This is a genomic window from uncultured Cytophaga sp. (assembly GCF_937863595.1).
GTDB lineage: Bacteria > Bacteroidota > Bacteroidia > Cytophagales > Cytophagaceae > Cytophaga.
This window is the reverse complement of sequence record NZ_CALMGQ010000186.1, coordinates 50300-61583: the sequence shown is the minus strand read 5'-3', so window position 1 is coordinate 61583 and position 11284 is coordinate 50300. Positions and strand designations below refer to the sequence as shown.

The window sequence follows — 11284 nt, the reverse complement described above, 5'->3', positions numbered from 1 at the left end:
TGACCGCGATAAACGCAACGGCTAGCCGTTGCGTTTATTAATTGAATCTAAGAAAACAATAAATTCGTATTAATTAAAAATTACTTAAGCACTTTACCATCTGCCATGGGCATTTCATCCAATGCAATTTTAACCAAATCATAGAGAGACCAAATACCTAATCCGCCCAATGTTATAAATTGTAAAATCCATGATCTATATCCCATTATAAAACGGTGCCCTCCGGCGAAACCTAAAAATAAACATACAATATACATACGCTTCTTAGATTGAACCTGTGGATTTTTAATATAATAGGGTAGATTCATTATTTTTTTAAACATATTTTTTAATGTGCTACAATACAGCGTTCCTCAATGAGTATTTCCGAAATACTTTCTTCTGTAATGGGAGCTTCATGAATTTTCTGAAGTTCATTTTTGTAAAAATCTTTCATTTGTTTGCGCTTCAACGCATCCATGAAATTTTTCACTTCTTCTTTTGTTTCAAGAATTAATCCCGGCACTTTTTTCAGCTTATCCGATTGGTCCTTTGAAACCATCGTAAAATAAGATGTATTGGTATGCCTAACCGTTGATGTATATACATTTTCAGCGATTATTTTTATTCCAATAACCATGGAACTATTACCAACATAATGTACCGTTGCAATAACGGCTACCAACTCTCCTACTTCAATGGGTTGTAAAAAATCAACCGTATCCACGGATACCGTCACACAATAACCAGAGGAATGTTTTGATGCACATGCAAAGGCTACTTTATCCATTAATGATAATAATATCCCCCCATGTATTTTACCTCCGAAGTTTGCATAAGAAGGTATCATTAATTCTGTAATGGTTGTTTGTGAAAAACGAACCGTGCGATACATTCCTTTGTCTTCAGTCATATTATTTCAATCTTTTTTCCAATTCAATTTTCACATCATCTAGGGATGCAAGTAATTGATCGTAAGATTTAATTACAAAGTATTTTTCTTGAAAACGATTTTTGACATAAGGTGTATCCATTATAATGGATACATTATGATCATATTTGGGAACCCCAGCATTTAATGCATATGAAGCTTCATTTCTTGACGTAATCATATGTGCACCATAAATACGTAATGATTTATTTACATCAATCAAGCCGTATTGAATGGTGTGCCAATAAACTCTTTTTAAATACAAAATTGCTTTCGTATCGTTAATATTTTCAAGGGCTAATTCGCCTAATTTTTCAAGATATAAACAATAATTTGGGAGATATAATAATGAAGTATGGCCAAATACATCATGAAAAATATCGTATTCATCTTCCATTTTATCTACCTGATCCATGCTACGCACCCATGTTCTGCAAGGATATAATTTATCTGCAAGCATACTTATAAATTTTGTATCATCAACCATATCTTCCAATGGTACAATTCTCCAATCAGTATGTTTTGAAAGGTGTTCATTAATTTCATCAACATCGGGTACTCTATCTCCTGGCAAACCAATTGTTCGAATTCCTAACATGACAGAATCGTCAGCAACATCTCCTAAAAAATTTAGAACTCTACTATATGCAGTAGCCCAAATTTTATTTTCTTGTTCGGTATATTTATGAATCTGTTCCATCTAATGAAATTATATTTACGCCCAAATTTAAGAAATTGAAGTGGATTTACAGCACAATTCAAAGCTGTGAATCATAAAACCCACTATTTCAACACATTTTAATTTTTAAACAGATGATATGTACAATTATTATAAAATTGTATCTTTATAACGAATCACTTTTGTTTTTATGACTTTTAAACGACTTTTTAAAGAAAGCTTTTTTGTAATGGCTTGGATAATGGCATTTATTTGGGCTATTTCTACTATTAACATCAATGCAGAGATTCTAAGTCCAATTTCCGATGCCTTTAAAGATTTCGAAACCACAGATATTTATTTTTCCAATTTCAAAGAAAACGATGAAGTTGAAAATAACATCGTATTAGTAAATATTGGAAAATTAAATAGAGCAGGATTAGCGGACTTAATAAATATTTTAAATGAATTTGAACCAAAAGTAATTGGAATCGATGCTTTTTTTCGAAAGAAAAATGATCCTCAATTAGATTCCGCACTTTCTCAAGCATTCTCACGAACAAAAAATCTAGTTTTAGTCTCCGAATTGATCGAAAACGACACTACAAATAATGTAGATACTGTTAACTATTCAAATAGACTTTTCATGCAATACGCGCGAGCTGGCTTTGCAGACATGATCGCACAGGGAAAAAACAGCTTAAATACTGCTCGTGATTGTATACCAAAAGAAATATATAACAATGATACACTCTTATCGTTTCCATCAATGCTTGTGCGTATTTACGCCCCAGAAAAATTGGAAAGATATTTAGCCCGAAATAATGATGTCGAGACCATCAATTATGTTGGCAATATCAATATTCATACAGAAGGTAGCACTGTAAATTCCAAAAATGTGTTTACTGCATTGGATTGGTATGAAGTGTTGGAAAAAAAATTCACACCCGAGACAATTAAAGGGAAAATTGTGATTTTGGGCTATATGGGTGATGAAATTGGACAAAATAACTGGCAAGATAAATTTTGCACACCCTTAAACAGTCAATATGTTGGCAGAACAGCTCCAGACATGTATGGAGTAGTCGTTCACGCAAATATTGCATCGATGATTTTAAAAGAGAAATACATTGATGATATTCCTGAGTGGTTAAATTGGTCTTTTACGCTATTTCTAATTTTTATAATGATCTGGGGATTTAATTGGCTGTTTTTAAATTCTGCCGAATTGTGGGATGGCATAAACATGATTTTGTCCGTTATTGGCGTTCTTTTAATTTCCGTATTTATGGTCATTATTTTTCATATATATGGTTATAGAATTGACATTACACTTGCTTCCGTGGCATTATTATTGTCTGGAAATCTTGTAGAAATATATTGGGGTATTATAAGACCACTTTATATGGGAACAAAAGAAAAAGTTGTATATTTGAAACACAAAAATCATAAAGACAAAACGTTATGAAAAGATTATCACTTTTACTCGTATTATTTATCACTTCATTTTTATCTTTTGCACAAGATGAAATTTTCAAAGTACTTATAACAAAAGGTGCTAATAAAGTAATTGTTTCCTCTTCTACTACTCCTCAAGATTTAATTGTTGGGAAAAAAATATATGGAACAGACAAAATTGTTGTAGCAAGTGGAGCCTACTTAGGCTTGTCCCATAAAAGTGGAAAAACGATTGAGTTGAAAACTGCAGGGACATATGAGGTATCTAAATTAGTAGAACAAGTATCTTCTCAAAATGCGAGTGTAAGTTCTAAATACGTTAATTATATTGCCGGACAAATGACTGCAGACAACGAAGATCTTGCTGCCAACAGATATAAGCATATGGCTGTAACAGGGTCGGTAGAAAGATCTACAGATAAAATTAAACCCTTCGCGCCTAGCCAAGCAGTTGTTTTAGACGAATTAATTATCCTTAAATGGAATAAGGTTAAAGTTGGCAAAGACGTTGCTAATACTTATGTAGTAACATTTATGAATATGTTTGATGAAACTATAGTAGAGAAAGAAACAACAGATACACAACTAGTAATTGATCTATCAAAACTTAATTTCAAAATAGAAAAAAATATTGTTTGGACGGTTAAAGTAAAAGAATCCCCAACAGTAAAATCTGACAAATACAATCTTCAATATGTAAGTGATGATACGAAAGCAGTTGAATTGCACGACCAATTTATAGATTTAAAGAACGAACTTCCTGAAGAAACCGCCTTAAATAAATTATTGTATGCTTCTTTTTTTGCAGACCATAAATTGACATTAAATGCAATGGCATATTATGAAGAAGCAATTGCTATTGAGCCTGAAGTAGAGATTTTTAAAATTCTTTATGGTAAATATCTTATTGAGTCTGGCATTGCAAAGCCAACAAAATAAAAGTGATGACTTTCCTATTACATAAAAAAAGCAACTCCTTGGAGTTGCTTTTTTTATGTAATAGGAATCAGACAATAGAATTAAACCATTTCCCTTAATTCTGTAACAGAGTCTTCTGATAAGGGTTTCGTTATAAAATGAATAACATGGTCGTTGTCTACAATACGATCAATGTCTTTCTTATTATCTGAACTTGATAATACGATTATTTTACTATTATCTTTAATCGAGTCTGGGAAGCTTTCAAATTCGAATAAAAAGACAAACCCGTCAACAATGGGCATATTTATATCTAAAAAAATAACTTCTGGTATGCGATCTGGATTATTTTTATTCGCTTCCAAATATTCTAATGCTGACTTTCCTGAATTTTTAACAATTATCTCTTCAGAGAAATGCCCCATTTCCAAAACACGTCTATGAATGAAATTGTCGGTTTCATTATCATCAACAAGCATTATTAATTTTTTATACGGCTTCACTTCTATCATCATACGAATGCGTTAATAAATTGGGTAACTCTACAGTAAAGGTTGATTCTTTACCGTATATAGATTCTAATTTTATTTTGCCTTCAAGTTTATCTACTGCACTCTTTACAATATATAAACCCAAGCCTGAACCTTGTGACTTCTCTGACGCCCTGAAAAACATTTCAAATATCTTATTGTGAAATTCTTCAGCGATTCCAGATCCATTATCATGAATTTTTATGACACAATAAAACTCAGAAACATCTATTTGGATGTTAATATAAGGATTATTACTTTCAAAACTATGATACTTGTATGCATTTGATAATAAATTACCTATTATCGTTTCTAGCCGATTGCCGTCTGAATAAAATGCAACTTTTTGATTGATTCGCTTCTCAATGTGTATCGTGCTTGCATTTTCTTCATATTTTAAGTTATTATCAATCTTCGTTATCAATTCATTAAAATCAATAAACTCTTTAACAACTTCCATTCTACTATTTCTTGAAAATTGTGTCAAATCCTTGATAAACACGTCCATATTACGAATACTGCGCGTCATCATTTCAAGATATAATTTTACTGTTTCGTTTGAATTTTCTTTTTGAGACAAATTAATTAATCCCAAAACAGATCGAAGTGGCGCTTTTAAATCATGAGAGACTTTATAAACAAAGCTATCAAGTTCGTAATTCGTATTCAATAACTCTTTTTCCGTTTCAATACGCTCGCTAATATCATGACAATTTACAATGATCCCATTTATAAGAGGGTCATTTAAAAAATTAGCTGCATTTACTTCACAATGAATTATTTGGCCATTTTTATGAATTAATTTTAAATCATTTATGGCAAACGTAACACCATGATTCTTTAAAACTCTTTTAATGGATAACCGATCACGTAATTCAATAAATGTATTCGAATTTAAGCCGAGTACTTCATCAATTTCATAGCCCAACATTTTTTTAATCACAGGGCTTACAAACTTTATTTTAAAATCTGAACTCAACACAATAATAATGTCAAATGCATTTTCCACTAATATTCTAAATTTCTTCTCTCGGTCGATTAATAATCGATGCTGAATTACCCCTTTTGTAATATCCCTTATAATTGCTTGATGTGCACCATCATCAAATAATCGCACACTCATTTCGCCATAAAAAGTGGATTGATCCTTACGAATAAACTCCTGTTGTACAACAATTCCTTTCTCTTGAATCAGGTTTGTTGAAAATGCATTTAATACATCCGTTTTTGAAACGATTAATTCATGAATGGGCCTCTGAACCAATTCATCATGGCTGTAACCAAAAAGTAAACATGCGCTGGGATTGGCATATGTAATTGTACCACTTGTATTCACTAGATAAATAGCATCCGATGCTTCATTTAAAAGCATTTCATATTTACCAGGTTTAAACGTGGATTTCCCTAGATGAATGAATTTCTTTATATATGATTTTATCCTTTCTAGCATTTAAACGACAAAGTTGCTTTTACAAAGTAATAAATTTTATTCGCACTAAGGAGTATGTATGATTAATTCTTGTCCAATTTTTAAGTTATAATCGGGAAGATTATTCCATTTCTTTATATCCTCGACGGTTACGTTCAGTTCTTTTGATATTTTATAGACCGTATCACCTGGTTTTACAACATATTTCTGCTCCCCACCAACCTTCTTTTTATACCCTACAATTAGTTTCTGGTTTACTTGTATAGCATATCCAGACAAATTATTCCAAGCTCTAATGCTGTCAGAATCTGCTTCGTATTTTCTGGAGAGACCAAAAACAGATTCACCAGGTTGTACAATATGAATAATAACATTCGCATCTATGATTGAACTGGGTGCAGAAGTTCCTTTTGTTTCGATTTGCTTTGGTGTAACAAGTACTGTTTGATTCTGCGGTTTCAGTTCTACTACTTCTGTTTTGTTTTCAACCTTAGGCGCCAGTTTCACTGCCTCTTTTACAAGTGGTTTTGGTGATGCTTTATATTCTATTGGTGTATCCTTCGGACGCGTACTTCGCAACCACAATACCCTATTTTCTTTTAAATATTCATTTTTAGACATGCGATTATGCTTGCGAATAGATGCTGTTGTTATTGCATAATTTTGAGCAATGGAGTTTAAACTTTCCCCTTTAGAAACTGTATGATAAGCAACGAGAGCCTTGCTCCTTTTCACTTGCATATAATAAAAATTGCCAGCAGCCACATTCTCATATCCCTTCAATTCATTATAATATAAAAAAGATTGTTTAGACAATCCGGATTTTACAACTAAGCTATTTATGTCATCACCTTTACTCGCTCTAATTGCTTTCACTTTATTAATAGAAACAAATACTGGAATTTTTAAGGTATCTACAAATGCTCTAATATCTGGAAAGGACTTTGGAATAATGAGTACTATATCCTTTTGATTCAGAATAACAATGGGATCATCATCTGGAGCATTTTGTTGAGTGGGTTTATGTTCATCAATAGGAGAAACACTTCCATGGCTTGAAGGAATAATAACTATGTATTCTTTATCACTTGGCACATGGCTATTCGTACACCATTTGTTATATTCTTTCAATAAATCTACCTCTACGTTGGCCTGTTTTGAAATTTCTTGAAACGATTTATCCTTTACACCCTTGTACTCGATTAACGATATTTCTGGGTGGTTTGCTTTACCTACCAAATTTTGATACGCAATTTTATAGGCTAAAAAACGAATAACATACCAGTGAATATCATCATCAATAACCATATGTTTAGCTCCCACATATTTAGTTTTAACATGAGACTTTACACCACCAGGACCCACATTATAAGATAACAATGCATACACCCAATTATCTAATGAAACATTATTTTTTTTAATATAGGTAGCTGCCCCTTTAGATGCGTAGCTAATATGCTTCCGTTCATCAACGTTGCCATTTACAACCACACCAACTTCAATGGCCGTTTCTTTTTTAAATTGCCAAAAGCCAACGGCATTTGAACTTGAAACGGCATCGGAAACCAAACTCGATTCTTGCAAAGCTAGAAATTTAAAATCTTCAGGAAATCCTTCTTGATGAAAGACATGTTCTATAATTGGAAAATATAAATTTGCGCGATCAATTTTTTGTTGTAGATATTTGCCACTACTATAAATCATGGTAACATCTGCTTCAATTTTTCTTTTGGCTGCAGGTGTTAATTCTAGTTTCATACCACCAAACTCAATTACGTCAGGCACTTCGGGCTTTGAAAACGTTTGAGCAGTACTACATAGCGCACATAAACTCAGAATACTTAAAGCAATTAAACGTAACATGTATGGTTATTTTTTTCTAATAAGTGTAATGCCATCTCGAACAGGCAAAATTACATTTTCTACTCGGGTGTCGTTTGCAATAAAGGTATTAAATGCATGAAGATTTTTAGTATCCTTATCCTTAGCCAACACTTCGGGTATTGCAACCTTACCATTCCAAAGAGTATTGTCTACCAAAATAAAACCTCCAGAAGGTACCATATCAAATACCAAATCGTAATAGGTTAAATAATTATGTTTATCGGCATCTATAAAAACCATATCAAACATCCCTTCTAAACTTGATACAACTTTTGTTGCATCACCAATTAAATAAGAAATAGAACGTGATTTATTTGACAGGGTAAAGTACCCTCTAACTCTATCCTCTAATTCTTCATTGATATCGATGGTAATAAGTTCTGCTCCTTCCGGCAAGCCTTCTGCCAAACACAGGCCCGAATAGCCTGTAAAGGTACCGATTTCAAGTATGCGCTTCGGACGTATCATAAAGGATAGCATCGACAACACACGACCTTGATAATGCCCCGAAAGCATGCGCGGCATTAATACATTGGCATAGGTCTCTCTATTTACTTTTTTAAGTAAATCAGATTCTACCGAACAATGTGCCGTAATATATTCTTCAATGACAGGGTTTGTAATGTCTATCATTTTACTTCAGGTTCGTAAATAAGCTTACTCATTTTATTCGGATTCATTAATTGATTTGCCAAATCAATAATTTCTTTTGATTGTATGCCATCAATTTTTCGGACAATCTGCTCAAACGAATCAATCTTCCCGAAGTCTAAATAACTTTTACCCATCATCTGCATAAAATTACTATTGTTCTCTTCAGCCATTATTAATTGGCCTTTTATCTGCTCCTTAAGCTTATGCAATTGGATGGTACTTAATTGTTTTTCCCGTACTTTTTCAAGCTCTTTATGAAAAACGTCTAAGGCTTTTTCAAATTGCTTCGCTTCTGTTGCAAAGTAAAAGCTGAATAAACCTGTATCGGTATAAGAGGTAAAATTAGAATCAATATTATATACATATCCTTTTTTCTCTCTCATAGCCATATTAAGCATGGATGTCATACCAGGACCAGCCAAAAGATTTGATAATAAAAATAAACCCAATCGACGCTCTTCTTTGATATTTAATCCCAAACCACCAATGATACAATGTGTTTGCGAGGCATCAATACTTTTTATTATTGTTGACGGTTTAAAGCCTTTATTTTTCTCTCTTTCCTTTAGAATATGATGCGGCTTAATATGTGAAAGATACGAATCTGTTATACTTTTAACTTCTGAAAAAGAATGCGGAGACAGCACCACAAAAGCCACGCGACTTGTATCTACATTCTTTTTTAAGAATTTTATTAAATCTTCTTTCTTAAAAGAGTAAAGCGTTTTCTCTGTACCTAAAATATTATATCCTAAAGAATGGTTTGGGAAAATTACAGATTCAAATTCGTCTTGAATAGCATCTTCAGGACTATCCGCATACATATGCATTTCTTCCAATACTACTTTCTTTTCTTTCTCTATTTCTTTTTCAGGAAACGTGGAATAAAAAGAGATATCGGTAAGAATATCTACTGCCCGATCTAAATGATTAAAGGGTAAGGACGCGTGAAACCAAATTTTTTCTTTGGTTGTATAGGCATTTAAATCGCCACCCACCTCTTCCAGCTTACTTAAAATTTGAAAAGTTTTTCTTTTTTCAGTCCCTTTAAAAGCCATGTGCTCCCAAAAGTGAGCAAGCCCTTGATTTTTTATATGCTCATCTCTACTTCCTACATCAAAAATATATCCGCAATGCGCAATGCGTGTGGAAGTAACTTGTTTGTGCAACAACGTTATTCCATTTGGATATTGATAAACATTAAATTCTTTTAGCATGCTGATTCTTAAATCGGTCTGTTATTGTTTTATTCCCAAATAATCTCAATCGTTGAAAATGTTTCTGCAACAACAGTAGTTCGAGCTGCATCCTTAGGACGTTTAATTTTCAATTTTCCTTTTTTAACACTCACAAGATCTTGATTGATTACAATCGTAGCATTCTTTTTATTAAATACGACTAACTGAACAGTGATACTTTTTTCAAAGGTATATTTAAACACCTTTTTAGAAATGTGCAACTCCGTAATATTCCCAAAAGTTGCAGCAGTATCTTTTGAAAGCACTAACGCTCTATCCGCTTGCGGAATTCCATACCCAATAAAATTATTTCCATAGGGGTACATATGTGCAGATTTCTGTACAATATCCTTCAACTGAAGATTGGTTAAGGTTGTATCGTTATTCATTAAGCATGCAACAAAACCCGCAATGGCTGGGCATGAGAAAGATGTTCCATTTGGTGAAAAGCATGAAACGTTGGGTTTTAAATAAGGCAAATCTGCAGGCCCAATACTACTATATGAAATTCGATCCCATGTAGCAGATCGTGTTGCACCAATCGACAATACTCCTTCTGCATCTGCAGGTGCTGAAATAATGCGCCAATTTGTATCTCCTTCATTGCCTGCCGAAACTGTTATAAAGATTCCTTTATCGTATACTGCAATTTGTGCAGCCTTCGTAATACGAGCAGTCTTACCATCCATTTCTGATTGCTTGTAATTATCATTCGGGTCATCCATCTTCGTAGCATACCCTAAAGATGTTGTGATTAAGCGTACACCAATACTATCCATCCATTCCAAGGCCATGATCCACATATCTTCTTCACCACGATATTCTCTATCACCATTTTCAGTACGTGCCAAATAAAAAGAAGCATTGACAGCCATACCATATTGCGCTTTCAGTGTTGTGTCATATCCAGCAATCATTCGCACTACCATGCGACCGTGATCGTCGGATGAGGTTGCAGCTTTTGAAATCAAATCCGTTCTGGTAGGATCTATAAAATCTCTTTGAGCTAATATCTTTTTGTCTCTTACCAAATAACTTGTTGCAGGGTCTTCTTGTAATTTATGAAACCCCGCATCAATCACTCCAATTTTCATGTTGGTGCCATCTATACCATTTGAAGTAAATGATTTCGCCTTCATTTGCTTCATTGCAGTATGCATCAATTCAGGCGTTACTTCTATCTTAGTAGAACTTGCAACCATATAGGTAGTAACGATATCAACCGAACGAACAAACGATAACTTTTCAATTTGTGCAACCTGTTGCGGATCTAAATATGCAGTAACCGCGTTGAGCCACTTTGATGTTGCAACAATACCCACATTCATTTTATTCAATGTTGAAATAAACGCGTGTGTAACTGGGATATCACTGTATTGATATAAAGGAATATTAAAATGTGTTCTATTTATAATTGTTTGTGCACTTAAATTATCTTTATAATTATAGCCCGATATTTCTTTATCTTTAAAAGAAATCCAATACTTTTGTATTTGCGCATTTCCTTTAAAGAATATTGCTATAATAAAGGAGATTACAAGAATAGCACGCTGAATCGTTTGCATATACGTTGATTTATTAATTGCTTCAACTATAAATTTAAGG

At 33.1% G+C, this 11284-nt stretch carries 11 protein-coding genes; 2 read left to right on the top strand and 9 right to left on the bottom strand.

The features are described 5' to 3' along the window. Positions 1–80 precede the first annotated feature (80 nt). From Q0543_RS16725 to Q0543_RS16715, 3 genes are read right to left on the bottom strand one after another with little or no spacing between them, the layout of a single operon-like run. The gene (locus Q0543_RS16725) at positions 81–323 is read right to left on the bottom strand and encodes a TM2 domain-containing protein (RefSeq protein ID WP_299255746.1); all 243 of its coding nucleotides are present in this window, start codon (positions 321–323) and stop codon (positions 81–83) included. 5 nt (positions 324–328) lie between these two features. Next, positions 329–892: an acyl-CoA thioesterase gene (locus Q0543_RS16720; protein ID WP_299255744.1), complete on the bottom strand. Its 564-nt coding sequence runs from the start codon at positions 890–892 to the stop codon at positions 329–331. Between the two features lies 1 nt (position 893). After that, a complete protein-coding gene (locus Q0543_RS16715) occupies positions 894–1610 on the bottom strand; it encodes a phenylalanine 4-monooxygenase (RefSeq protein WP_299255742.1) in 717 nt (238 codons plus the stop codon). A 169-nt stretch (positions 1611–1779) separates the two neighbouring features. On the opposite strand from Q0543_RS16715, the gene Q0543_RS16710 reads away from it, so the two are divergent. After that, positions 1780–3036 carry a CHASE2 domain-containing protein gene (locus tag Q0543_RS16710; RefSeq protein WP_299255740.1) on the top strand — a complete coding sequence of 419 codons (1257 nt, stop codon included), beginning with the start codon at positions 1780–1782 and terminating at the stop codon, positions 3034–3036. Next, positions 3033–3965 carry a hypothetical protein gene (locus Q0543_RS16705; RefSeq protein WP_299255738.1) on the top strand — a complete coding sequence of 311 codons (933 nt, stop codon included), beginning with the start codon at positions 3033–3035 and terminating at the stop codon, positions 3963–3965. The genes Q0543_RS16710 and Q0543_RS16705 overlap by 4 nt, the downstream gene beginning before the upstream one ends. Before the next feature lie 80 nt (positions 3966–4045). On the opposite strand, the gene Q0543_RS16700 is transcribed toward Q0543_RS16705, so the two are convergent. From Q0543_RS16700 to Q0543_RS16675, 6 genes are read right to left on the bottom strand one after another with little or no spacing between them, the layout of a single operon-like run. Next, entirely contained in the window at positions 4046–4459 is a 414-nt protein-coding gene (locus Q0543_RS16700) for a response regulator (protein WP_299255719.1), read from the bottom strand. Next, positions 4434–5924, bottom strand: a complete 1491-nt coding sequence (locus Q0543_RS16695; protein WP_299255717.1) for a PAS domain-containing sensor histidine kinase — start codon at positions 5922–5924, stop codon at positions 4434–4436. The genes Q0543_RS16700 and Q0543_RS16695 overlap by 26 nt, the downstream gene beginning before the upstream one ends. A 45-nt stretch (positions 5925–5969) precedes the next feature. Then, the gene (locus tag Q0543_RS16690) at positions 5970–7766 is read right to left on the bottom strand and encodes a LysM peptidoglycan-binding domain-containing protein (protein WP_299255715.1); all 1797 of its coding nucleotides are present in this window, start codon (positions 7764–7766) and stop codon (positions 5970–5972) included. A 6-nt stretch (positions 7767–7772) separates the two neighbouring features. Beyond that, positions 7773–8420: an O-methyltransferase gene (locus Q0543_RS16685; protein ID WP_299255713.1), complete on the bottom strand. Its 648-nt coding sequence runs from the start codon at positions 8418–8420 to the stop codon at positions 7773–7775. Beyond that, a complete protein-coding gene (locus tag Q0543_RS16680; protein ID WP_299255711.1) occupies positions 8417–9658 on the bottom strand; it encodes a pitrilysin family protein in 1242 nt (413 codons plus the stop codon). Before Q0543_RS16680 ends, Q0543_RS16685 begins: the two co-directional genes overlap by 4 nt. A 29-nt stretch (positions 9659–9687) precedes the next feature. Beyond that, positions 9688–11244, bottom strand: coding sequence for a S8 family serine peptidase (locus tag Q0543_RS16675; RefSeq protein ID WP_299255709.1), 1557 nt, complete (start codon positions 11242–11244; stop codon positions 9688–9690). Positions 11245–11284 lie beyond the last annotated feature (40 nt).

Excerpts from the sequence above, each read along its gene's own strand:
- Q0543_RS16725 (WP_299255746.1), bottom strand. The coding sequence starts at position 323 with ATGTTTAAAAAAATAATGAATCTACCCTATTATATTAAAAATCCACAG.
- Q0543_RS16720 (WP_299255744.1), bottom strand. The coding sequence starts at position 892 with ATGACTGAAGACAAAGGAATGTATCGCACGGTTCGTTTTTCACAAACA.
- Q0543_RS16715 (WP_299255742.1), bottom strand. The coding sequence starts at position 1,610 with ATGGAACAGATTCATAAATATACCGAACAAGAAAATAAAATTTGGGCT.
- Q0543_RS16710 (WP_299255740.1), top strand. The coding sequence starts at position 1,780 with ATGACTTTTAAACGACTTTTTAAAGAAAGCTTTTTTGTAATGGCTTGG.
- Q0543_RS16705 (WP_299255738.1), top strand. The coding sequence starts at position 3,033 with ATGAAAAGATTATCACTTTTACTCGTATTATTTATCACTTCATTTTTA.
- Q0543_RS16700 (WP_299255719.1), bottom strand. The coding sequence starts at position 4,459 with ATGATGATAGAAGTGAAGCCGTATAAAAAATTAATAATGCTTGTTGAT.
- Q0543_RS16695 (WP_299255717.1), bottom strand. The coding sequence starts at position 5,924 with ATGCTAGAAAGGATAAAATCATATATAAAGAAATTCATTCATCTAGGG.
- Q0543_RS16690 (WP_299255715.1), bottom strand. The coding sequence starts at position 7,766 with ATGTTACGTTTAATTGCTTTAAGTATTCTGAGTTTATGTGCGCTATGT.
- Q0543_RS16685 (WP_299255713.1), bottom strand. The coding sequence starts at position 8,420 with ATGATAGACATTACAAACCCTGTCATTGAAGAATATATTACGGCACAT.
- Q0543_RS16680 (WP_299255711.1), bottom strand. The coding sequence starts at position 9,658 with ATGCTAAAAGAATTTAATGTTTATCAATATCCAAATGGAATAACGTTG.
- Q0543_RS16675 (WP_299255709.1), bottom strand. The coding sequence starts at position 11,244 with ATGCAAACGATTCAGCGTGCTATTCTTGTAATCTCCTTTATTATAGCA.